This window comes from Mesorhizobium amorphae CCNWGS0123 (assembly GCF_001686985.1).
In the GTDB taxonomy this organism is placed as follows: Bacteria; Pseudomonadota; Alphaproteobacteria; order Rhizobiales; family Rhizobiaceae; genus Mesorhizobium; species Mesorhizobium amorphae.
In genome coordinates this window covers 626,380-649,880 of the sequence record NZ_CP015322.1, presented here as the reverse complement: position 1 = coordinate 649,880, position 23,501 = coordinate 626,380, and the positions used below count along the sequence as shown (strand labels likewise).

The window sequence follows — 23,501 nt, the reverse complement described above, 5'->3', positions numbered from 1 at the left end:
AATGTTTGCACCACCTGGCATGGATGCATTCGCGGCAGGTTTTCCAGTAAGCGATTTCAGGTCGCGGCATTTACGCTGAAACGTGATCCTCTGGGTGGTTGCCTTCCTATACGCCCACATATGACCCGCATCTTTGCCAAGCTTCGCTGGTGCAGGGGCCGTCCAGCTAATCACGTCCGACCCCATTTGGCTGACAATTGATGCCGCCATAATTAGCTCTGAGCCCGTCAGTCTCTCGAAAGGTAGACGTCCTATGTGCAGAAATCCGCTGCTTAGCTGCTGCGATCAGCGAGCCTGCATCAAGCGGAGACATAATGGGGAATTTGGAATGGATATAATCAATAACCTTGTTTGCGCAGCCGCTCTAGGCTCCGCTGAAACATCACACGCCACGCAACAACAGCAGCTCATGGACCAAGCGGCCTTTGAGCGGCGCTTGAGCGAGGCACCACAGAGGCCGATGCAACAAGCAGGTGCTGCTCCTTCCCGTCCCGTTGGCTCTCCCCAGCAGGAGGGCCGCCTCGATACCGAAACCCAGAAACCAAATATGAAACTTGTCGTCGTTTCGAACCGCGTTGCGACATTTAACCCCGATCAGCCCCCGACTGGCGGCCTTGCCGCTGCCCTCGAGCCCGTTGTGAGCCGTTCCGGCGCCGTCTGGATGGGGTCCTCGGGCAACTTGGGCGATGGCAATGACCGGCCCGTGGCCCTCGCGCAGTGTGGCGAGGGCCACGTGGCGAGGCTCGATCTGCCGGCCGCGCATTATCCTGGTTACTACGAGGGTTTTGCGAATTCTATGCTGTGGCCAGCGTTCCACTCGCTGCTCGACCGGGTTTCGTCAGGTGCGGAAAACCACTATGAAAGCTATCGCGAGGTCAATGCTTTCGTGGGGCGCGCGGCGTTCGACCTGAGGGATCGGGACGCATTCTGGGTGCATGATTATCATTTCCTTCCGCTGGGCGCCGATCTGCACAAACTTGGCATCGACCGGCCAATCGGCTTCTTCCTACATACGCCTTGGCCGGCGCCTGACTTGATAGAGCGAGTACCCAATCATCGTGAACTCATGAAATCGATGCTCGAATACGATCTGCTTGGCTTTCAGACCAACTGGGACCGGAATAACTTCCTTGCCTGCGTCCATTCTCATCTCGGGCTGGAAAGCAAGAACGGCATAGTGATCTCGCAGGGCAGGCAGACGCGCTGCCAAAAGTTCCCGATCGGTATCGATCCCAAGCAGTTCGCAGAAAATGCTGCGGTGTCGCTTGCGGAACAGAACGACTTTATCTCGTCCTTGCAGAACAAACTCAATGGCGCGAAGCTTGCAATCGGCGTCGACCGTCTCGACTACACCAAGGGTATCGACAACCGGATCGAAGCTTTCAATCAGGTGGTAGCAGCCGAGCCGCGGAGCATTTCGCTCTTGCAGATCGCCATACCCTCACGCACTCAAATCGCAGCGTATGGAGAGTATGAGCGTAATGTCGACAGCTTGGTCAGCCGGGTCAATGGCGAGCACGGCACGGACGAGTGGCGGCCGATTTTGTACGAGAAGAATTCTTTCACCCAGGCACAACTCGCGAGTCTTTATCGAGCCGCGCACGTTGGCGTGGTGACACCCTTGCGTGACGGCATGAATTTGGTAGCCAAAGAATATGTCGCTGCGCAAGATCCGAACGATCCTGGCGTTCTGGTCCTATCGAAGTTTGCGGGTGCAGCCGAAGACTTCAAAGAGAACGAAGCGCTGCTCGTGGATCCGACCCGCCCTGAAGAGATCGCGACTGCGATTTCCAGAGCGGCCAACATGCCGCGCGAGGAGCGCATACAACGCTGGCGAATGATGATGGATAGACTTGAAGCATATACGATCCACCATTGGTCTGCTGACTTCGTGCAGGAACTGGACAAAAGCCGGGTAACGGTGCCGGCGGATCACTTCCGACACCTCGGCCTCGGCTGGATAAACGAGGCGCAAATGCCCTCGTATGAAACCACTGCCGAGTTGGAAGCCGCGCTGAAGCACGCAATGGATAGACGTTGGGTTCTCCCGACGACGAGCAGCGCAGATCATCCGGGCGCGCGCCCCTGAGTGCGGATTCCGACGTGATGCCGGCGGCGATCAAAGGCCGGCCTGTTTTCGGCACAGAAAAGCTCGGCTCCTGGGTCAGCAACTTTGGCATCAATGGCCTCGCCATGAACGAGGACATTTTGATGCGGGCAAGAGAAGGCTGACCCCTGAGACGGTAGAGACAAAGCTTCGGCTTGCCGGAAGCGCGACAAACTCCCGCGACATTGCGGTCGTCTTGGGAGTAGCGCGCATCACTGTGCAGGATAATCTGCAGCGCGCCAACTCTTTGTCGCAACGGCGTCAAACAAGGCACGAGACGAAGCGTAGGATGGCCGACGGCGCCTTCCACGTGCCGTCCGTGAAGTGTGATCCGTTCGGCATGGTGCGGATGGCGCCGCACCTTTGTTCTGTGTTGAATGTCGCAGCCCTTTGTTACGCCGCGTCTGCGGTATCTAAACGACGACGTACATCTGAAGGTCGTTTTGAGAAGGCGCGCATGAACAACCGGTTGAACGTTGCTGGGGTTGCAAAACCGCATGCCGTATGAATATCTTTAATTGGCAGGTCTGTTTCTTCAAGAAGCGACTTTGCTCTCTTCAGCCTAATTTCTATATAAGCCTGATGGGGAGCCAGAGAAAGCTTATCCTTGAACAATCTCTCACATTGCCTCCTTGAAAGCCCACAGAGCTCGAATATGCGCTCTAGCGGCTGCGGGTTCGCGATGTTGGATTCCATGAGGCTAAGCGCTTGGGTAAAAGGGTCTGCGTTAGCGTCTCGCGGGCCAACGGGAACCTGCTGAAAATAAGGCTGGCGAATCCGGTCCACGAGCATTTTATCCAAAACGGCCTCGCAAGTGGCAGTGTCAAACAAGTCTCCAACAATACGCATGGAGAGCTCGAGAGTGGCAAGTTCACCTGGGGAGCTACACAGTTGGTGCCCGAAAGACGCGATTTGTTCTGTAGCCCGGATGCTAGGAAAATCGCGGAGAAACCGTCCGGCTTCTGCCCAGTGGACGGCGCAATCGGTGAGCTTCTCCAAGCCTGCCTCCGCCAAGAGCCAAGTGGCTGGCCCCACTGAAAAAATCCTTATGTTATTGGCGTAAATGCACCTAACAAAATCGAGTAGCGCAGGGGGATAATTCCCTTGCCATCCGCCACAGATAATTACAGTGTGAGGCTCAATATCGTCTGCAACGTAACGCGAATTTTGAAAAGTATCGTCAAGTGTCAGTTCAATCCCATCGCAAGAGCTGACCACCTTATTTGGCCATCCAAATGTACGGATGGGCGTTGCTTGATGAGTCGTCGATGCTGCATACCTCAATGGTCGCACGATTAACGCCATTGTTATCAGTGAGACTCCATCAATTACTATTATATCCACCCCCGAGTGCGGGACGGACGATTTTCTCATGTCGAATACGGTTTCTGGCACGCAACGCTCCGCAGTGTCGATTTTTTGCTGAGGACTGACCCGGCAATCTCGCCGAACTGACCCGCTTCTTGGGTATCTTAGGGCTGGGTGCGAGTGACCCTGGTCTTCTTTTTCATGGTTTGGCTCATGTGCCGAGCATTCGTCATGCCCTTAAATGGCCAATTTGGGTCGCTCCCGCGGGGCTGTCACGGAAGGGCTGCACGACTGAAACATCGTGAGACGTGATTTTCAGTCGGTTGTGAGGCCCCGGCTCGCATTTCGCAAGACGATATTAGGCTGTCGCCGCTGTCCACCCCGCCACATGGGGGGATGGGCAAGAACCGACGTAATCCCATCCTAATAGCACCTGTGAACAGCCAATGCCGGAATTGGCGGCCGGGACCATCAAGAGCCGATATGCGGTTGGCACGGCGACGATTTGCCGGGATCCGCGATTTCGATGTCCCGCCTTTTGCACCTTGGAAGCAGAAGAGTTGAGTGCGCCATCCCGATCATGAAAATAACCTGAAAGTGGTTTCATCGAAAAATCCTGAATCTAAAATATTAAATACATTTGAGTCAAACAAAGGAGGTTCTACGTATGTCGCGAGAAGTGGATCCCGCGCCGCCAGGTGGTTCCGTCGTGATTGTGACAGGGGGCGGCAGCGGAATCGGGGCCGCAGTCGCGGAACGGCTAATGGGAATCAGCAGGGTTGTCGTTTGTGACCGCTGCCAGGCCTCACTCGATGTAGTGGCGGCGAAAACGAAAGCAGATACGGCTGTGATTGACGTCACTGACTACGGTGCAGCGCGGAAACTCGTCGCGGACGTGGTCGCTCGATATGGTCGACTGGACGGCCTGGTTCTGAATGCCGGCATAGTCGTCACCGCGCCGGTGGCCGACATGGCGATGGATGACTGGCACCGCCAGATCGACGTCAACCTGACCGCGCCTTTCGTGATGGCGCAGGCGGCGCTACCGCATCTCATTGAGAGTCGAGGGGCTATCGTTGCGGTGAGTTCGGTCGGCGCTGTGCAGACTGGCCCGGGACTTGGGGCATATGCGGCGGCTAAGGCTGGAATTAGCCAGCTCATGAAGTGTATCGCCTACGAGAATGCCCGCTTCGGAGTAAGGGCAAATGCAGTGGCGCCGGGTTGGATCCGCACCGAGATGGGTGATGAGGAGATGAGGGCTCTTTCGATTGGTGATGGTCTGGAAGCTGCCTATCGCAAGGTCAGTGAACATGTGCCGCAGCGAAGGGCGGGTACCGCAATGGAGGCGGCCGAAGTCATTGCTTTCCTGCTGTCGCCTGCCGCAGGCTTTGTCAACGGTGCGGAGTATGCCGTGGATGGCGGGTCGCTGATCGCGAACTCAGGGATGACTTATTTCGACAGTCAGATGTGATACTTGCGGACGCCAAGGCCCCGGCCGAGACGCCATATTCATTGGACGTGCGAATTCATCCGTACTGTTCATCACTCCGGGCTGATGCTCGACCCAGTAGCACCCTCGCTCCGGCCAAAGCGTTCGGCAGCTTGTGTCGCCGGACACGCCGTCACGTCTACCGTCTGGCTATCGTCTTCCGATCGCTGACCATTAAGAAATGACGATCCGATCACCGATAATGAGGCCATCGAGAACCCTAACCTTGCTCCAGTCAATCAGTCCGATGGTGACGATCCGATCGCCAATGTGACCCCGAGACAGAACGGGGGTGGACGCGATAGCCCGTCGTCGTCGGTGCGGGCTGCCCGATCGATGAGCGGGGCGGAGGCGACCATCCGGGTGGGTGTTGCGGACAGACCGTTGTAGTACATTGCGAGCAGCATGCCCGCTGCTACAAGTGTTCGAGCGCCGCGCGATCCCTTGACCGACGCACGCACATTGTCGCGAACGCGCCTGGCGCCATGCTCCTTAAGTTCGAGCGCCGCGGGGCCCGGTGATACGCGCGCAAGGCCGGATGCGACACTTGCGCATTTTACCGCGTGATTGGATGCAGCATCCGCCAATGTCGGACATGCGACACAGCTTCGTTCGAGCCGGCGTATTGTTTGAAGTGATTTCTCCTTTGGCACGGAATATGCGCGGTCATTCGCAAGTGCGTCGCGGACTGAGGAGAAATCATTCCATGCTCCCCACAGCGCTGCCGGGCTGCCGGAAGGGTTGCCTCGAGGTTGGTGCGGCCGCTCGGAGGCAAGACAAGTTCCCGGCTCTGCTGCCGGCAGGCCCAACGACCCGGACCTGTCGTCTGCCGGAAGTGTCTCACGCAGGGTGCGGAATTCGGTCTTCCGGGTCCGCTGCCTGCCTCGGCACACCGTCGCGCGATGGCGTGCTCTGCCTCGGCCGCGTCCGCGTTTGGCTCTCCAAGATCAACTGGGCGCACTGATGTCGGCGATAGGGGCGTGCGACCTCACACCGCAAAACCCGAGTCGTCGAAACCTTTGCGCTGATTTTTCGACGGCGCTCGTCCGGCGCTTCGCAGGGCAAGCGGCGTCCGCGCCCCAGGCCGGCCACACAGCCTGCTCTAGCGTAACCTACCGCTCCACGCGATCGCCGCGTGAAAAGCTGGGGCGGGAGCCATGGCCTAAGATCAGTCCGAAAGGCAGACCGCGACCCGCTGCAGGAGACCGGCCGCACCAGTGCCAAACATGAGGCCAAGGATATAGAACCAGAGCTTAGAAGGCGTGTCCCGCTATTTCGCGTTAAGTTAAGGTGGCACGCCAGGAACGATAGAGATGCCCTCACCAGGAAGACACACCGCCGGCTGCCCCAGAACGAAGCGCCACCCGCCGCTCAAATGAGGACGCCCCAACCAGGCAACGATGTTGCGGATGGCAGCACCGACGTCCCGCTCCATCAGGCCGCCGACAGGCCGCTCGACAGCCCGTAGTTTGTAATCTCTCTTCGTTCGCCGGCTAATCATCGCCGCCGCCGTCGCGCTCGTTAGCCTCTCTGGTGACACCGGAACTTAAGGGTCATTGGCTGGAAAATATCCAACACATTCGTTCCACTCAATGTTTTGCAATAATCCCCATCATTGACTACCACCCCGCAAACTCCCAGAAAACCGATGAGCGCACCATTGGCCAAGAGACCGACAATTTCAGATCTTGCAGAGGCTTCGGGGGTTAGCGTCGCAACCGTCGACCGCGTGCTGAACGGCAGGCTTCCAGTTCGGGAGGAGACCGCAAGACGGGTCTACCAGGCCGCAAGCGCCATCGGCTACCATGCCACCAGGCTGATCAAGCAGCGAATGCACCAAGAGCTCCCGGAATACAGGCTGGGTTTCCTTCTTCGGAAGCCCGGGCAGCATTTCTATCAGGAGTTTGCACGCGAACTGGAGCGTGCGGCTGCACAGGCGCTGCGGTTCAGATGTGTCCCGATTGTTGACTCCTGGGCGGGCCAGTCGCCGGAAGACATCGTCGGGCAGTTGAACCGCTTGGCGGGCAAAACGCACGCGGTTGCCCTTGTCAGCCCGGATCATCCGGCGGTCACCGACGCCGTTGAGGCGTTGAAGGCACACGGCATCCCCGTGTTCTCGCTGCTGTCTGATTTCGCCGCCGGCGTTCGCGAAGGCTACATCGGCCTCAACAATCGAAAAGCAGGGCGCACCGCTGCCTGGATGATTGCCAAATGCGCGAGACGGCCGGGCAAGGTCGCGGTGTTCGTGAGCAGCCACCGCTTTCAGGGTGAGGAATTGCGCGAGATAGGCCTGCGTTCATATTTTCGTGAGAGGGCCCCAAGTTTCACCGTCTTGGAGCCGTTGGTCAATCTCGAAACAAGCGAATTGAATTATCAGGCCATGACGGACCTGCTCAACACGAACCCCGACCTTGTCGGATGTCACATTGTAGGTGGCGCCATCGAAGGAGCCATCGCCGCAGTGAGGGCGATCAAGCCGGTGGATCCGCCGATTGTCGTCTGCGATCAAATCACACCAGAATCGCGCGTTGCACTGGCGGATAACATCGCCACCATGGTGATCGCGACACCTCTGGAAAGGCTGTGCCGAGAGCTGGTTGATCTCATGGCGATTGCGATCAAAGACGGACCAGCCAACGCACCCGGACAGACGTTCCTGCCTTTCGATATCTACCTGCCTGAAAACATTTGACTGAGCTTCACGACAGAAGAAATGATGGGGTGCTCCACGTCATTGCCATTGACTCTTCCATGCGGGCGGCATTGGAACGGCGTGCACGATTTAGAGCGCATGAGCGCAAAAGGCATACTTGTCGCGTGGCAGATAGGATCGTTGCTGTCTTCCCGCCATCGAAAGTGCCAGGAGATGTGCTCGATGAGCCACGACGCGGCAGGACGGCGAAAATGAACGAATGATCGGGGTGAACTTGGCAAAGCGGGCTTTCATGCGACCTGCAAATCGCGTGAGTTTCTGTTTCACCGGAGGAAATACTGGCTGAAGAAGGCGGGGGGTCCATCAGCCGTTCCCAACCGGACATGCCGAGCCGTTAACAGCTCGGTGTGAAGCTCTGTGACAACCTAGCCGCCGATACCCGGTACGCCGACCCGCGAGGCAAGGCGGAATCTGCCAGCACGAAGGCCGAGAGGAGCAAGGGATGAGCGGGTATAACCACGTAGGTGACTTCCGATATCCCGAGTTCAAGTTAAGGTGACATCGGCGGGCGCGCCGCACCTTTGGGGACAGGATTTTCCGGAGGCCGAGACGTGGAAAGCGATCATCGAAAAGCTGGATGAAATCGACGGTCTGTAAAGGGATCCTCGCTTTTCTGCGCCAGTTGAAAACAAGGTCGGCAGGATTTACGGGCCACGGGTGCGGCGCCAGCCGCACCCTCACCCCTTCTACTCCTAGCCGAGCCAACGGGAGGAAGGTTCGCGACGGCCTCTGATGCAGCCGAGTGAGATACCGGCATTCGTCGACGCGCTGATCGAGGCCGGATGCGACATTTGCGCGTGATTGGATGACAGCATCTACCGATGTCGGATATGCGACACAGCTGCCGAGCTATCGTATTGTTCCGAAACGATTTCTCATTTGGCACGGCGGATGCGTGGTGATTCGCAAACGCGTGTTACGTAGGCTCTTTGAAATAGCGCGTCGAAAATGGGTTGACGTTACTATCGCCAATCTCGCCGCCTCACCTGCAACGGAACAATCCTCGTTGCGTCCCAAATCAGCCATAGCAACAAAACCAATCGGAGAGTTTCCCGCGTGAAATGCTTGCTTGTCAGTGCCGCAATTGGTCTGGCGCTAACGTCATCGGTCACCCGAGCCCAGGATATCGAGGCCGGGAAAGCCGTCTTCAGAAAGTGCGCTGCCTGTCATAACGCCGAAACTGATGCGAACAAGATCGGCCCCACATTGAAGGGCGTCGTTGGCCGGAAAGCCGGGACCGCGCCCGGTTATGTCTATTCATCAGCGATGAAGGGTGCAGGTGCCGCGGGCTTGGTCTGGGTCGAGACGAATCTCGCGGAATACCTAAAAAACCCCAAGAAGAAAGTGCCGGCCAACAAGATGGGATTTCCGGGCCTCAAGAACCCTGACGACATCAAAAATGTCATCGCCTATCTCAAGAGTGTGTCAGGCTAGAGAAACCTTAGGACGTTGGCTTTCGAGAACGACCTTAGGATGAAGCGATCTTATTTCGCGCCGCGAAGCCCGTTTTGAAAAGCTGACTGTTCTTCCAGGCAGGGTGGCGAATCTAACCCGTAACCGCCGTTGCGACGTTTGCGTCCTTTGTCCCTTTCACTAAGGCAATATCCTCATCCCACAGGTTCCTTAAAGCTCTCAGCAACAGGTCGCTTCACCCTCTTCAACGAGGAAGCGTGCGCGGTGCCTAAGCGCGGCCGTAACAGAATCCACGAGCGCTGGCGGAAATCCCCGAGGGAGGGATTCTGCTAAGGCAGCTATCCTGAGTTCGACGCCGATGGCGAGGTCCTCAAATAGCGCTTTCATCATCGGCTTGCCGATGTCTGCAAGGTCAGCTGTCTGCATGAAATGGCGGGGCATGATGTCCTGGATGGCATAATGCCGGCTCTTGCCGATAGACATGGCCAGCTTGAATTTCTTGCGCGAGACTTCACCGGTGTCGAGGCTGGGCTGCGCGGTGAGCACATCGTAAAGGGGCGTCAGCCGGTAACGCCCGCCTGGCGTCAGGAAGATGCTGAAGTTCTTGGCGTGACCGTCTGTTGCGCCAATCAGCCAGAATATGATGTTTGCCCGCATGAAGGTCATTATGTCTTCGTTAGGCGTGTCGCTGCCTTTCAGCAGGTCGACAATCGCGCGCAGGCCGGGACCGCCACCCGTCTGGTATTTCCTTGTCGGGGGTATGGACAGAGCTTGGCAGCAATCCTCCTGCGGCAGGCGCAGAAGGCGGCCATCGCGAGCCCACAGGCGGTCGAAGCGTTCGACGATCAGCGTTCGCCGCTCTCCGAAATCGGCGATCTCCGACTTTGCCGCAGGGATGCCAAACGCCTCGAGCAGCTTGAGGCACAGATATTCGTTCTCGACGCTGTTCGTAAGATCGATGCCGTTGGGCAGCCGGCCGATCTGTGGCTTCAGGATGTGTGTGGTCGCGGAAGTTCCAATCGGCTTGAACCAGTGGCCGTCCTTGCGCAGCAGTGCGGTCTTTTCTTGCGCGCCGGCGATGGAGATACGGAAGTCCTCATCTTCGCCGAGACCGAGAGGGGCCGCTGCAAGGTTGTTGATCATCTCCGCCACGTCATCGTCGCTGATACGTTTGCCATCGCTGAGGCCAACGGGGCCGGGATCGATGCCGTCGGACAGGAATTGTAGGGCGCCGACGCAGTCATGGCCGAGGACAGACAGCATACTGTAGGCGTCCGTGCCGTCGGCATTGACGCGTTCGGCGATGCGCCTGCGGATGGCATCGTTGTCAGGGAGCAGGTTGTCGAAGACGTTGATGACGGGCGCGCCTATATAGCGATCTTCGCGCAGCGGGAGCGAGAGCGAGACGGGGAAGGTGCTCCGCCAGTCCAGCCACTGACGGGCGTACTGGAAGTCGATGGCTCCCGTCGATTCCCGGCGCAGCACGCCGACAAGCCGCCCGTTCAGGAAGACATTGAGCGGGACATGGGCCGGGCGCCGCGCCACTAGAACAGATTCTCGATGTCGGTTGCGCTGCCTTTGCTGCGCGACCTCACGACGAGTTCAAGGCCAAGGGCGGAAAGTGCGGCCATCAGTGTGTGCAGTTGAACCGCAGGTTCCCCGGCTTCAAGCCGGGATACCGTGCCCTGGCGCAGATGGATATGACTGCCCAGCGCCGCTTGCGTGAGGCCGGCCTGCCTGCGGGCTCGGCGAAGGATGGCACCGAGTTGCTTTTCGTTGCGAGCGATCTGGTCGGTCATGGCGCGTCTCCAGAGGTTGATATACGCGAGTTGGTATATTTCGTCAATATACGGGTTCGCGTATATCACGAATCTATACGCGAAGCGGTATAAAAAGATCATATACGTAATCGCGTATGTGGCGCGAGCGTTAGTGTCGTCGTAGCCTGCGCCCAGCGTGGAAGTGACAGGATGGCCGGCTCCGAAAGCAGCGGCCACGCCCCCGATCAGGCCACGACGCGTGATTGAAGCTGCAATCACGCTGATATTCCTCCCTGAGCTCTGTGCGATGCCGCGCTGGCCGCTTCATGTTATGGGAGGGTCGTTCGGTGGCCACATTTCCTCATTTCAACCAGTCGCGGACCCTGTTCACCATAGCGGATGTCGAGATGCCGTAACGGTCGTGAAGCGTCGGCAGGGCGCCGGCGTCGAGGAAGGCGTCCGGCAGGCCGATGTGGCGGAAGGCCGGCGTCACGCCGTTGCGCAGCAGCACCGAGCCGACCGCTTCGCCGAGGCCACCGATGACCGAATGGTTCTCGGCGACGACGACGAGGCGACCCGGCACCCTGGCCGCCTCGACGATGGTTTCGACATCCAGCGGCTTTCGGGGCTGGATAGCCGGCACTGGCAAGACCCGAGCGGTAGGAGGCCCGTATGCATCTCTTGACCAAAGACCAGCGGGAGAAGCCGCTGCAGTCGGCACCGCCTGACTTGAAAAGGCCGTCGCAAAGGGCTGATGCTCCTACGCGCGCCTTCTTCCTTTCCTTCATCTGCGCGCTTGGCAGTCCCTCTGTCCACCTTATACGGACGCCGGGCCTCAAGCACTCCGGCACGTTGTCGGAGCCAAACGAGCGGCCAGCCCGCTGCTACAAACGTTCCAGCGCTAACGCGATTCCTTGACCTACGCCGACGCACATGGTCGCGAGCGCGCGCTTGGCGCCGCGCTCCCGCAGTTCGAGTGCGGCGGTCCCGGTGATGCGCGCGCCTGACATTCCAAGCGGATGCCCCAGGGCGATCGCTCCACCGTTCGGATTGACGCGGGACGAGTCACCAAGGCCGAGTTCGCGCATCACTGCAATCGCTTGTGAGGCGAAAGCTTCGTTGAGCTCGATCACATCGAAGTCAAACGGATCGAGGCCGAGCCGTGCGCAAAGTTTGCGGGTCGCTGGGACAGGCCCCATGCCCATGACGCGTGGCTCGACGCCAGCAGTCGCGGCACCCAACACGCGGGCGATCGGCGTCAGGTCATGCCTTTTCGCCGCCGCTTCCGAAGCGACGATCAGGGCGGCCGCGCCGTCGTTAACGCCGGAGGCGTTGCCGGCCGTGACCGTGCCGCCCTGGCGGAACGGTGCCGGCAGCTTCGCCAGCGTTTCGACAGTCGAGCTGGCGCGTGGGTGCTCGTCTCGCTCAACAACCAGGGGATCGCCCCTGCGCTGCGGGATCGTCACAGCCACGATTTCCTTAGCCAGCCGGCCGTTGTCCTGAGCCATGACGGCCCTTGCCTGGCTGCGTGCGGCAAAGGCGTCCTGGTCTTGCCGGGAGACCTTGAAGTCTTCGGCGACGTTTTCGGCCGTCTCCGGCATGGATTCGATCCCGTATTGTTTTTCCATAAGGGGGTTTGCGAAACGCCACCCGATGGTGGTGTCGTAAATCTCGGCCTTGCGTGAGAAGGCGGCATCGGCTTTCGGCATAACGAAGGGCGCGCGGCTCATCGATTCCACCCCGCCGGCGATCATCAGTTGCGCCTCGCCGGCCTTGATTGCGCGGGCGGCGGCGATGACGGCATCCATACCCGAACCGCACAGCCGGTTGATGGTGCTCCCGGACACCTTGACAGGAAGTCCGGCCAGAAGCAGCGCCATGCGCGCGACGTTGCGGTTGTCCTCGCCCGCCTGGTTGGCGCAGCCGTAGATCACGTCGTCGATCTCAGCCCAGTCCATCGAGGCATTGCGCCGTATCAGCGCCTTCAGCGGAACCGCGGCAAGATCGTCCGCGCGCACTGCCGACAAGATACCGCCAAACCGGCCGATCGGCGTGCGGACATAGTCGCAGATGAAGGCTTCAGGCATGGCTGTCCTCTTTGAGCCGGGCCTGGAACATCGGGCCGCCCTTATGGGCGGGGAAGCCATAGCCGTTGATCATGACGAGGTCGATGTCGCCGGCACTCCCGGCAATGCCCTCCGATAGCAACACGCTCCCTTCGGCCGCCATCGCGCGAAGCAAGTGTGCCACGATCTCGTCAGCGGAGAAGCGGCCCGGCACGATCCCCTTCGCCTTCTGCGCCGCCTCGATGAGCGCCGTGACCTGCGGATCGACCATCTTCTCGCCCGACGAATAGTCGTACCAGCCGCGGCCGGTCTTGCGGCCGAGGCGGCCCGCCTCGCACAGATGGTCGGCGATCTCGACATAGCGTTCGTTCGGGTTGCGCGTGGCCGCATTCCGTTTGCGCCGCGCCCAGGCGATCTCCAGTCCGGCCATATCGTTGACGGCGAAGATGCCCATCGGAAAGCCCCAGGCTTCCAGTGCGGCGTCGATTTCTTCGGGCATGGCGCCGTCCTCGACCATGAATTCAGCTTCGCGTCGATAGGCGGAAAAGATGCGATTGCCGATGAAGCCTTCTGCCGCGCCGCAGACGACAGGCAGCTTGCCGAGCCTCTTGGCGAAGGCGAGGGCTGTGGCAAGCACGTCCAACCGGGTCGCCGCGCAATCGATCACTTCGACGAGGCGCATGACATTTGCAGGCGAGAAGAAATGCAGCCCGACGATCCGCTCGGGATGGACGGTCGCCGCGGCGAGTTCGCTGGGGTCTAGATAGCTGGTGTTGGTGGCCAGAATCGTGTTGGGCCGGACGATGCCGTCGAGCCGTCGGAGCAGGTCGGTCTTGATCGCAAGATTGTCGAACACCGCCTCGATCGCCAAGTCGACCCCGGAGAGCGCCGTCAAGTTGGCGGTGGCGGCGAGCCGTTGCAGGCAGGCCTCGCGCGCGTCCGGCGTGAGACGTCCCGACTGCGCCGCCTTGTCTAGAAGGCCGACAATGCATGTGCGGCCCTTTTGCGCGTCATCGTCCGTCTGCTCGACGCCGATCACGCAATAGCCCGCCGTAAGCGCCGAGACGGCGATCCCCGAGCCCATCAGGCCGAGCCCGACGATGCCGACCGTGACGACGGGGCGCGGACTGATGCCCTCCAGTTTCGCTACCTTGCCGGCTTGCCGTTCCGCGAAGAAGACGTGGCGCAAGGCGGCCGCCTCGTCGGAATCACGCAGCCGCAGGAATGTCGCGCGTTCATCCGCGAGGCCTTTCTCAAGACTGGTGAGGGCAGCAACCCTGACCAGCCTGACGGCTTCGGCCGGCGCGACCTGGCCGCGTGCCCTGGCCAGTACTTTCCTAGCCACGGCCTCAGTCTCCGCTTCGTCTGCCGGCACGCAGGCCAACTCGCCAGTACGCCTCAGGGGCGCTTTCGCCATCCCATGCGCCAGTGCGACGGCTTCCGCGACCGGGTCGTCGCCCAAGGCGTCGATGAGACCGAGGCTCTGCGCCTCGTCGGCTTTGACGCTGCGACCGCTGCCGATCATCTCCACTGCGTGGGCTGCCCCGACGAGACGCGGCAGCCGCTGCGTGCCTCCAGCGCCAGGCACAATGCCAAGCTTGATCTCCGGCAGGCCGAAGATCGCCGCCATGCTTGCGACCCGGCCATGACAGGCGAGTGCAATCTCGGCGCCGCCACCGAGTGCCGCGCCGTTAATGGCTGCGACGACCGGCTTGTCGGATTGCTCGATGCGTTGTGTCACATCCGGCAAAATGGGCGCCGCCGCGGGTGTTGCGAATTCACGAATGTCTGCGCCAGCCACGAACGCTCTTCCCGCTCCCGTGATGACGACGCCTGCCGCACCTTCCAGGCTCACGGCATGGTCGAGGGCCCGGCAGAGGCCTTCCCTGACTTCGGTGGACAGAGCATTGACGGGTGGATTGTCGATCGTGACGACAAGGACACCGTCGCGGATGCTGCCGGATACGCTCTGGGAAAACCGTGTGACGCTCATCCGCCGAGCCTTATTCCGGCACGACGGCGGTCGCCTGGATTTCGATCCTGGCGCGATCCTCGACCAGCGCCACAACCTGCATTGCCGCCATTGCCGGGAAATGCCGGCCGATGATCTCGCGATAGGCTTGGCCGATACCGCCCAGATTGTCGACATATTCCTTCTTGTCGATGAAATACCAGGTCATGGAGGTCATGTGGTGCGGTTCGGCGCCGCCGGATTTCAAGACGGCCACGATGTTTATCAACGTCTGGCGCACCTGACCTAGGAAATCGTCGGTCTCGAATTGGCAGCGCTCGTTCCAGCCGATCTGGCCGCCGACGAAGATCGTGCGGCCACGCGCCTCGATCCCGTTGGCATAGCCGATGGGCTGTTCCCATCCATCGGGTTGTAGTTTGCGATGGGGCGAGGCAGGCGCTGCGGCTTTGCCGTTCGGTGTAGCGGTCATAACAAATCCATCAGTTCGAAAAGGCGGCGATGCCGGCATTGGCGCGGCCGAGGATCGCCGCGTGGCCTTCGCCCGCCAGCGCAACAGCGAGGCCGCTGCCGCCGCCCGCGCCAGTCACCAAAGCGTGCCGCGCAGTGTCGCTCACGACTTGACCCCAGCCGCCGCTGCCGCACGCGCCAAATTGGCCTCATACTGATAGCGGCCAGACTGGTACTGCTTCGGCCACTGCTGTCCCGCGAACCCGATTTTCGCCGCCTCGTGGATGACGAAGGCCGGGTCGGCCAGATGCGGCCGCGCCACCGCGCACAGGTCAGCCCGACCGGCCGCGATGATGGAGTTGGCATGGTCGGCCTCCGAGATCGCTCCGACAGCGATGGTGGGTACGTCGATCTCGTTGCGGATCTTGTCGGAGAAGGGCGTCTGAAACAGTCGGCCATAGACCGGCTTCTCTTCCTTCACCACCTGGCCTGAGGAGCAGTCGATGAGGTCGGCCCCGGCCTCTTTGAACATGCGCGCAAAGATCGCCGCATCCTCTGGACTGTTTCCCCCCGCGAGCCAGTCATTGGTGGACAGGCGCACGGATGTCGGTCGGCCGTGAGGCCATGCTTGGCGGATGGCCCGGAAGACTTCGAGTGGAAAGCGAGCACGAGCCTCATGGTCGCCGCCGTATTCGTCGTCGCGCCGGTTGGTGAGCGGCGACAGGAAGCTCGACAGGAGATAACCATGTGCAGCGTGCAGTTCCAGGATGTCGAAGCCGATTTCTGCCGCGCGTTTCGTGACGGCGACATGGTCGGCGACAACGCGATCCATATCCTTGCGCGTCATGGCGCGCGGAACCTGCGAGTGCGGCAGATAAGGGATCGCCGAAGCCGAGATCAGCGGCCAGCTGCCTTCGTCGAGGGGCTGGTCTATACCCTCCCACGCCACCTTAGTCGCGCCCTTCCGTCCGGCGTGGCCGAGCTGGATCCCGATCTTCGCGGGAGTCTCACGATGGACGAAATCGACCATGCGCCTGAAGGCCTGCACCTGCTGGTCGTTCCAAAGGCCAAGACAGCCTGGCGTGATGCGTGCATCGGGCGAAACGCAGGTCATCTCCGGAAAGATGAGCGCCGCCCCGCCCATGGCGCGTGCGCCGAGATGGACAAGGTGGAAATCGTCAGGCACCCCTTCCTTCGCCGAATACATGGCCATCGGCGACATGACGATCCGGTTGGGCAGCACTAGCCCCCGAACGGAATAGGGCGTGAACATGGGCGGAGGGACCTGCCCGTCCGGCCCGGCCTCGATGCCGGCGCGCTGGGCGAACCAGCGCTCATAGCCTTCCAGCCACTCCCTGTCGCGCACCCGCAGATTCTCATGGCTGATGCGCTGCGAGCGGGTTAGCATGGAATACATGAACTGTTCCGGCTCCAGCTGGTCGGCATAGCGCCTACCGACCACCTCGAACCATTCCATGGCGTTGCGAGCCGCATTCTGGATGCGCGCGACATCGATCCGGCGTACACCCTCATAGGCTTCCAGCACGGCCGGAATGTTCTTCGCATCATGTCCGACGATGTCGAACTGGCGGGTCAGCTCGATGGCGTCGTCTATGGCGAGCTTGGTGCCTGAGCCGATGGCGAAATGCGCCGTGTGTGCGCTGTCGCCCATCAGGACAACGTGGTTCGTGCCATTGAAATGGCTCCATTTCTCGCAGATCAGGCGGCCGAAATTCAGCCAGGCGGAGCCGCGCAGATGGCGGGCATTGGTCATCAAACTGTGGCCGTCGAGCGTCTCGGCGAACAGTTTCTCGCAAAAGGCGATCGACTGGTCCTGATCCATCTTGTTGAGGCCATGCGCGCGGAAAACCTCGTCCGTCGTTTCCACGATGAAGGTCGAGGTGGTCGCATCGAACCGATAGATATGAGCCTGGAACCAGCCATGCTCGGTGCGACGAAAATCAAAGGTGAAGGCGTCAAAGCGCTTGTCGGTGCCAAGCCAGATATAGCGGTTCGGCCGCATCTGCATGTCGGGCTTGAATTCATCTGCATATTTCAGCCGCAAACGGGAGTTCACCCCGTCCGAAGCGATGATGAGATCGGCGTCGGGAAATTCTCCGTCGTCGAGCACGTCTCGCTCGAAGACGAATTCGACGCCAAGTTCAAGACAGCGTTCCTGCAAGATGCTGAGCAAATTCTTGCGGCCGATGCCCACAAAACCGTGGCCGGTGGTTCTGATCTTGCGGCCCTTGAAGACGAGCTCAATGTCGTCCCAGTGGTTGAAGGCATCTTCTATGCTGGCGGCCGTCTGCAGGTCCCACTGACGCATCGATTCGAGGGTGGCGTCGGAGAACACCACGCCCCAGCCGAACGTGTCGAATGGCCGGTTGCGCTCGACCACCGTGATGTGGTGCAGGGGCTGCTGTTTCTTCATCAGCAACGCGAAGTAAAGACCGGCCGGGCCGCCGCCGATGCAGACGATGCGCATACTGTCCTCCCACGCGTTTCGCCGACCGACCGCGAGTCGCCCTGCTCTTCCCGGCACCATGAACTGGCTTGGAAAAAACTTCAAGCTTAAAATAATTTTCGGTAGCAACCGATGCTATGAGAAGCCTGTGAAGGCAGGTTCGGCCTTGCGGATCGGCTGAAGGAAACCCGTCAATCCCGGGCGAGGGCGGTGACGACCGAGCGCTTGAGCTTGCCCAGCCTGTCGAACAGGATCTGGCCCTCCCGCGCTGTAATGACGTCGAACAGCTCGGCGATCCAATCCGCGTGCGCGGTCGCCATCTTCTCGAATTCGGCGCGGCCGAAGGACGTCAGGGCGATGATCTGCACCCGCCTGTCGGCCGCCGAAACGGTGCGGGTGACGTGGCCGCTTTCGACAAGCCGTTCGACCAGCGCGGTTATGTTGCCGGGCGACACCATCATACGCTTGGAGAGCTCGCCCAGGACCATGCCGGCCTTGGCCCGCTCCAGCTGCGCCATCAGGTCGAACCGCGGCAGCGTGCAGTCGAACTGCTCGCGAAGGCGGCGCCGGATCTCGCCTTCGATGAGCGTCGAGCATGTCAGCAACCTGAGCCACAGGCGCAGATCCTGGCCATGGTCGGCAGGGGATTCCATCACTTTCGTCTCGCCATCAACCCAGTCCGGCGAGATCGTCTTGACTACATTGTCGTGGTTCACGTCGGCAATCGTTCCAGCATCCGGCGGTAGCGCATGATGCGCCTTGTAAGCTTGCCCTGCCGTCTTGAACAGGGCCTTCACCGGTTTGGCGCGTCCGAGGTTCTATTTGTTGCAGTCGGCGTCCCGCAGCCGGAAGCGCTGGATCTTGCCGGTCTGGGTCTTGGGCAGAGCGGCGATGAATTTGACCGAGCGCGGATATTTATAGGGCGCGATCGTTACCTTGACGTGATCCTGCAGGCGCTTGGTGGTCAACGCATCGGGCGCCACGCCTTGCACAAGCACGACATGCGCCTCGACGATCTGGCCGCGCTCGCCATCCTCGGCGCCGATGACCGCGCATTCGGCGACATCGGGATGCGACAGCAGTGCTGCCTCGACCTCCGGTCCGGCAATGTTGTAGCCGGCGCTGACGATCATGTCGTCGGAACGCGCGGCGAAATGGAAGAAACCGTCCTCGTCCTGGGTGAACGTGTCGCCGGTGAGGTTCCAGCCGTCGCGCACATACTCCCTCTGCCTGTCGTCGGCCATGTAGCGGCAGCCGGTCGGGCCGCGCACCGCCAGCCGTCCGGTCTCGCCACGCGCCAGCTCGCGCATCTCATCGTCGACGATGCGCGCTTCGTAGCCGCCGACTGGTTTGCCTGTGGAAGCAGGCTTCACGTCGCCAAAACGGTTGGAGATGAAGATGTGCAGCATTTCGGTGGCGCCGATGCCGTCTAGGATCGGCTTGCCGGTCTTTTGCGTCCATTCCTCGAAAACCGGAGCGGGCAAGGTTTCGCCGGCCGAGACGGCGACGCGCAGCGACGACAGGTCGGCCCCTTCATCCATGGCCTTCAGCATGGCGCGGTAGGCGGTCGGCGCGGTGAAGGAGATGGTCGCTTTGTAGGTCTCGATGATGTGGATCATGTTGGGCGGCGTCGCCTGTTCCAGCAGCGTTGCCGCCGCACCGAAGCGCAGCGGAAAGATGGCGAGGCCGCCAAGGCCGAAGGTGAAAGCGAGCGGCGGCGAGCCGACGAAGATGTCGTCCGGCGTCACCTGGAGGATTTCGCGGGCATAGGCGTCGGCGATGATCAGCAGGTCGCGGTGGAAATGCATCGTCGCCTTCGGCACGCCTGTCGTGCCCGAGGTGAAGCCGAGCAGCGCGACATCGTCGCGGCCGGTGTCGACGGCGCTGAACGTCACCGGCTTGTCGAGAGCGGCACGATCGAGTTCGGCATCATGGTTGGCGGTGCCATCGAAACCGATGACCTGCTTGAGGAACGCGCTGTCCTTGGCGCAGGCGGTCATCTCGTCCATCAGCCTGGTGTCGCAGAGCGCGACGGTGATCTCCGCCTTGTCGACGATCTTGCCGAGTTCGCCGGCGCGCAGCATCGGCATGGTGTTGACGACCACGGCGCCGACCTTGGTGGCGGCCAGCCAGCAGGCGACCATAGCGGGGTTGTTGGCCGAGCGGATCAGCACCCGGTTGCCCGGCTTGACGCCGTAATTCTCGACCAGCGCGTGGGCCAGCCTGTTCGTCCAGTCGGACAGTTCCTTGTAGGTGCGGCGGCGACCGTTGCCGATCAGCGCGGTGTGGTCGCCGAGGCCTTTCTCCACCAGCCGGTCGGTCAGTTCGACGCCGGCGTTGAGGCGTTCGGGATAGTCGAAGCCGTCGAGCAGGAAGTGCGGCCATTGCTCCGGCGGCGGCAGATGATCGCGCGTGAACGTGTCGATATGCGCTGAAGGCCCAAGCATATTTCCCCCCGACTTGCGAGCCGGCCAATCGGCAAATTCGCGGCCGTTGGCCCCTCTGCCTCATTGCCCGTGCAAGGCGGGCACCGGGCGCCGACAAAGGCTCCCACGAACCGAAAACTATTTCAAGCCTAAAGTTTTTTTGCGTGGCTATTGACGCGCACGGGTGGCTCCGGTCATTGCTAATTTCCGGCAGCGCTTTTTCCTTTTCGAAGGCTTGCGAACCTGAAATGCACACTCTGCGAGCAGTTGCAGCATCCCTCGACCGCGCGATAGCGCGCTTTCTGGCCGGCTCGAAGCAAAGGGCCAAAACGGCAACAAGTCAGTTTTCATTTGGAGGCGAAAAGCGTGCCTTTGCATAGAATAGTGGACTGGGACAATGCCTACGCCAACGGTCCCAACATCGCAGGGGGCGAGAGATGGCCAGATCTGTGGATCGAGCCGGCGGAGCGTTTCCGTGAGCGTATGAAAGCTCAAGGGCGTGCAAGACTTGATCAACGCTATGGCCAAAGGCCGCGCAATCTCTTCGATCTATTTCTTCCGGAAGGCACTCCGAAAGGTCTTGTGGTTTTTGTTCATGGAGGCTTCTGGTTACGGCTGGACAAGAGCTTCTGGTCGCATCTTGCCACCGGGCCACTCGCACATGGCCATGCAGTGGCCATGCCTTCCTATACGCTGTGCCCCGAAATCCGCATCGCGGGCATCGTTCGCGAAGTTGCCGCGGCTATTGGCACGGCGGCCGCCATGGTGGAGGGACCGCTGCGCCTTACAGGCCATTCCGCCGGCGGCCACCTTGTTACGCGCATGATCACATCGGACGTCCTTTTGCCGCCATCGGTGCAGGACAGGGTGGTGAATACAGTCTCGATCTCAGGTGTCCACGATCTTCGGCCGTTGATGCGCACCGTCATGAACAAGCAACTGAGGATAGATGAGACTGAGGCGAACGTCGAAAGTCCCGTATTGCTGCGGCCCATTGAAGGCGCAAGACTGACGTGTTGGGTAGGCGGCGCGGAGCGCGCTGAGTTCCGGCGCCAAAATGCACTGTTGAACAATGTCTGGGCGGGGCTGGGTGCTGCTACTGATGCCGTCGAGGAGCCTGATCGGCATCATTTCGATGTGATTGACGGTTTGGTCGACCGCAACCACCCGCTCACCCGCACTTTGGTAGAATGAGCCGACCTATATCTCGACAATCCGGCCTGCAATAGCCACTACGCCATCCACTTCTAGACAGCAGTTGCTGCGGCACGCCGGCATGCAGGCCCTATGGTGGTTAATTCTCGGGAGTCACCTTACCGAACAGGAACGCCGAGGAAATAGGTGAGGATCGGCCGAAAGTGCTCTTTTGTGAGGGCGCCGGTTGCCATTGAGCACGAGGCATGATTTATAAGATACCGGCTGGATGGTATCTTACAATATTTGTCTTTTCGGTGCACCCATGACCCCCTCGTTCCTTGCCTACGGCTCGCTTGCCATTGCTATCGTCTGCGAGGTCGCTGGTTCAGCCTTTCTACAAAAGTCAGAACAGTTCAGCCGTATCGGGCCTGTCCTTGCGATGACGATCCTTTACGGGATTTCGTTCTTCTTCCTCTCCCAAGCCCTCAAAGGCATACCGCTCGGGGTGGCTTACGCCATCTGGGGCGGCCTCGGCATCGTTTTGACAGCTTTCGTCAGTGTGACGGTCTTCCGCCAGGCAATCGACGTGGCGGCACTGGTGGGTATCGCCATGATTGTGAGCGGCGTGGTCGTGATGCAGGTATTCTCCCGCACGACCGTGCACTGACGATGTCGCAAGGTCATCTTCGCAAGAAGCAGCCGGAGCTGGTTCGCAGGAAACTTCTCGACTGCGCCGAGAAGTTCGCAGTGGATTTGGGCCTTGCAGGTATAACTTTGCAAGCGGTGTCCGAGGCGGCGGGGGTCACGAAAGGCGGCCTGTTGCATCATTTCCAGTCGAAGCAGATCCTCGTTGAAGGCATGTTCGAAAACATCCTCAAACGTCTGGACGCGGAACTCGACCAGGCCATCGCGAGGGATCACGAGCGTTGGGGAAGTTTCACGCGCGCCTATCTCGACACCGTGTTCGTCGGGCATGAGTTCGGTCTCAAGGGGCCATGGGCAGCTCTTTCGGTATCGATGATCGCCGAGCCAGGCCTGCGACGCATCTGGGCTGATTGGCTCGACGCACGGCTGCGACGGCATCGCGAAAGTGACAGCGACCCCATTCTCGAGATCGTGCGTCTCGCGGCGGACGGAGCCTGGCTCGGCCTCGCCTTGCGCGATCATGGAACCGTAGCTGCCGACATCGCAGACCTAAGAGCCAGGCTGCTCTCCCTCACAAGGAAGTAACCGCCGCCGCATTGACCTGGCGATACGGTGCGGCCGTGTCGCAGACGCAACCGCCCCGAAGCGCAGTTGTGGCAGCCGACTATCGATGTCGGTGGCACTGTTTCTTCTCATGCGGTAGGTTGTCTACCCATTGCTGTACTCATATGAACCCAGGATAACGTGACGCTGACTCCGAACGAATTGGACTGTTCCCTGCGCCTAGGCCAATCGCTCATGCGAGTGGCCGAGAGCAAGACGGTCGACACGCTGGGTGAAGAGGCAAGCAGGTTTATCGCCGATTATGTCGGATCCCTCGCTATATCTATCTATGCCCTGGACGGGGCCACGCCAAAGCTCCTGTTTTCGAAAGAAGTGCCCGAAGGGCTGCACGTTGAATATCGTGACAGCAAGACGAAGGACCTGCTGCTCGAATACGTCGCGACCAGCGGTATGCCGGTGCATGATCAAATGATGAAGGGGCGGCCGGGCTGGATTGACCAGGGCAACTTGGCCTTTCTGCGTCGCTGGGGGTTTGGGCATTGCATGGCCGGCGCAATCAAGGTGGACGGAAAGATTGCGGCCGTCATCTATATCGGTCGATCGGAAATCTATGGGTCGTACTCGTTGGAGGCACGCGCCGCGATGGATCTGGTTTGCCGTGCCAGCAGTCATGCGTACGCGGCGCTCGACATCAAAGCACCAATGGCCGAACCACCTTCGCCACCCCCTGCCGAACCGGCGAATGATAGATCGGAATTCCAGAATGTTGAGGTCTTGCCACCACGTGGACGGCAGGTTGCCAGGCTGATCTGCCAGGGCCGGTCGAACAAGGAAATCGCACGTTCGCTCGGAATTTCCGCCCACACAGTGAAGGAACATCTCGGGACGCTGTACAAGAAGTTTTCGGTTTCAAACAGGACCGAGCTTGTTGGCGTCTTGATGAAGGCGTCTTGAACAGTCCTCCCGCCGCTCCCATTGGTGCATACT

Annotated in this window: 19 protein-coding genes and 1 pseudogene; 9 read left to right on the top strand and 11 right to left on the bottom strand. The window is 60.4% G+C overall.

The window, feature by feature from the left end; genetic code table 11:
- Positions 1–328: 328 nt before the first annotated feature.
- Positions 329–2,089 (top strand): alpha,alpha-trehalose-phosphate synthase (UDP-forming), encoded by a 1,761-nt coding sequence (locus A6B35_RS32890; protein ID WP_006204366.1) that lies wholly within the window; start codon positions 329–331, stop codon positions 2,087–2,089.
- Between the two features lie 17 nt (positions 2,090–2,106).
- On the top strand, positions 2,107–2,232 hold the full coding sequence (locus A6B35_RS37275) for a hypothetical protein (protein WP_006204365.1): 126 nt from the start codon (positions 2,107–2,109) through the stop codon (positions 2,230–2,232).
- A gap of 268 nt (positions 2,233–2,500) precedes the next feature.
- On the opposite strand, the gene A6B35_RS36375 is transcribed toward A6B35_RS37275, so the two are convergent.
- On the bottom strand, positions 2,501–3,106 hold the full coding sequence (locus tag A6B35_RS36375) for a helix-turn-helix domain-containing protein (RefSeq protein ID WP_006204364.1): 606 nt from the start codon (positions 3,104–3,106) through the stop codon (positions 2,501–2,503).
- Positions 3,107–4,178: 1,072 nt separating this feature from the next.
- Here A6B35_RS36375 and A6B35_RS32880 point away from each other — a divergent pair.
- The 3 genes from A6B35_RS32880 (at position 4,179) to A6B35_RS32870 (ending at position 9,051) form a co-directional block, all read left to right on the top strand.
- Positions 4,179–4,886 carry an SDR family NAD(P)-dependent oxidoreductase gene (locus A6B35_RS32880; protein WP_202799458.1) on the top strand — a complete coding sequence of 236 codons (708 nt, stop codon included), beginning with the start codon at positions 4,179–4,181 and terminating at the stop codon, positions 4,884–4,886.
- A gap of 1,678 nt (positions 4,887–6,564) precedes the next feature.
- Complete coding sequence (locus A6B35_RS32875; protein WP_040583440.1) at positions 6,565–7,596, top strand: LacI family DNA-binding transcriptional regulator; 1,032 nt, start codon at positions 6,565–6,567, stop codon at positions 7,594–7,596.
- A gap of 1,077 nt (positions 7,597–8,673) precedes the next feature.
- The gene (locus tag A6B35_RS32870; RefSeq protein ID WP_085983169.1) at positions 8,674–9,051 is read left to right on the top strand and encodes a c-type cytochrome; all 378 of its coding nucleotides are present in this window, start codon (positions 8,674–8,676) and stop codon (positions 9,049–9,051) included.
- A 198-nt stretch (positions 9,052–9,249) separates the two neighbouring features.
- Here A6B35_RS32870 and A6B35_RS32865 read toward each other — a convergent pair whose 3' ends face one another.
- From A6B35_RS32865 to A6B35_RS32825, 10 genes and pseudogenes are all read right to left on the bottom strand, one after another.
- Positions 9,250–10,575, bottom strand: coding sequence for a type II toxin-antitoxin system HipA family toxin (locus A6B35_RS32865; RefSeq protein WP_006204359.1), 1,326 nt, complete (start codon positions 10,573–10,575; stop codon positions 9,250–9,252).
- Positions 10,575–10,829, bottom strand: coding sequence for a helix-turn-helix domain-containing protein (locus A6B35_RS32860; RefSeq protein WP_040583439.1), 255 nt, complete (start codon positions 10,827–10,829; stop codon positions 10,575–10,577). Before A6B35_RS32860 ends, A6B35_RS32865 begins: the two co-directional genes overlap by 1 nt.
- Positions 10,830–11,151: 322 nt before the next feature.
- Positions 11,152–11,442, bottom strand: a pseudogene (locus A6B35_RS32855) (transketolase C-terminal domain-containing protein); the annotation flags it as partial.
- 232 nt (positions 11,443–11,674) lie between these two features.
- A complete protein-coding gene (gene pcaF, locus A6B35_RS32850) occupies positions 11,675–12,877 on the bottom strand; it encodes a 3-oxoadipyl-CoA thiolase (protein ID WP_006204356.1) in 1,203 nt (400 codons plus the stop codon).
- Positions 12,870–14,849, bottom strand: coding sequence for a 3-hydroxyacyl-CoA dehydrogenase NAD-binding domain-containing protein (locus tag A6B35_RS32845; RefSeq protein WP_006204355.1), 1,980 nt, complete (start codon positions 14,847–14,849; stop codon positions 12,870–12,872). The genes pcaF and A6B35_RS32845 overlap by 8 nt, the downstream gene beginning before the upstream one ends.
- A gap of 10 nt (positions 14,850–14,859) precedes the next feature.
- Positions 14,860–15,297, bottom strand: a complete 438-nt coding sequence (locus A6B35_RS32840; RefSeq protein ID WP_006204354.1) for a RidA family protein — start codon at positions 15,295–15,297, stop codon at positions 14,860–14,862.
- Positions 15,298–15,307: 10 nt separating this feature from the next.
- Positions 15,308–15,442 (bottom strand): hypothetical protein, encoded by a 135-nt coding sequence (locus tag A6B35_RS37270; RefSeq protein ID WP_280110143.1) that lies wholly within the window; start codon positions 15,440–15,442, stop codon positions 15,308–15,310.
- Positions 15,439–17,763 (bottom strand): bifunctional salicylyl-CoA 5-hydroxylase/oxidoreductase, encoded by a 2,325-nt coding sequence (locus tag A6B35_RS32835; RefSeq protein WP_006204351.1) that lies wholly within the window; start codon positions 17,761–17,763, stop codon positions 15,439–15,441. Before A6B35_RS32835 ends, A6B35_RS37270 begins: the two co-directional genes overlap by 4 nt.
- 170 nt (positions 17,764–17,933) lie before the next feature.
- A complete protein-coding gene (locus A6B35_RS32830) occupies positions 17,934–18,395 on the bottom strand; it encodes a MarR family winged helix-turn-helix transcriptional regulator (protein WP_040583436.1) in 462 nt (153 codons plus the stop codon).
- 165 nt (positions 18,396–18,560) lie between these two features.
- Positions 18,561–20,189: an AMP-binding protein gene (locus tag A6B35_RS32825; protein WP_006204349.1), complete on the bottom strand. Its 1,629-nt coding sequence runs from the start codon at positions 20,187–20,189 to the stop codon at positions 18,561–18,563.
- 363 nt (positions 20,190–20,552) lie between these two features.
- On the opposite strand from A6B35_RS32825, the gene A6B35_RS32820 reads away from it, so the two are divergent.
- From A6B35_RS32820 to A6B35_RS32805, 4 genes are all read left to right on the top strand, one after another.
- Entirely contained in the window at positions 20,553–21,362 is an 810-nt protein-coding gene (locus A6B35_RS32820) for an alpha/beta hydrolase (RefSeq protein ID WP_006204348.1), read from the top strand.
- Between the two features lie 265 nt (positions 21,363–21,627).
- On the top strand, positions 21,628–21,972 hold the full coding sequence (locus A6B35_RS32815; protein WP_006204347.1) for a DMT family transporter: 345 nt from the start codon (positions 21,628–21,630) through the stop codon (positions 21,970–21,972).
- 2 nt (positions 21,973–21,974) lie between these two features.
- Positions 21,975–22,535, top strand: coding sequence for a TetR/AcrR family transcriptional regulator (locus A6B35_RS32810; RefSeq protein WP_006204346.1), 561 nt, complete (start codon positions 21,975–21,977; stop codon positions 22,533–22,535).
- 159 nt (positions 22,536–22,694) lie between these two features.
- Positions 22,695–23,468 carry a response regulator transcription factor gene (locus A6B35_RS32805; RefSeq protein ID WP_244897169.1) on the top strand — a complete coding sequence of 258 codons (774 nt, stop codon included), beginning with the start codon at positions 22,695–22,697 and terminating at the stop codon, positions 23,466–23,468.
- Positions 23,469–23,501: the final 33 nt, after the last annotated feature.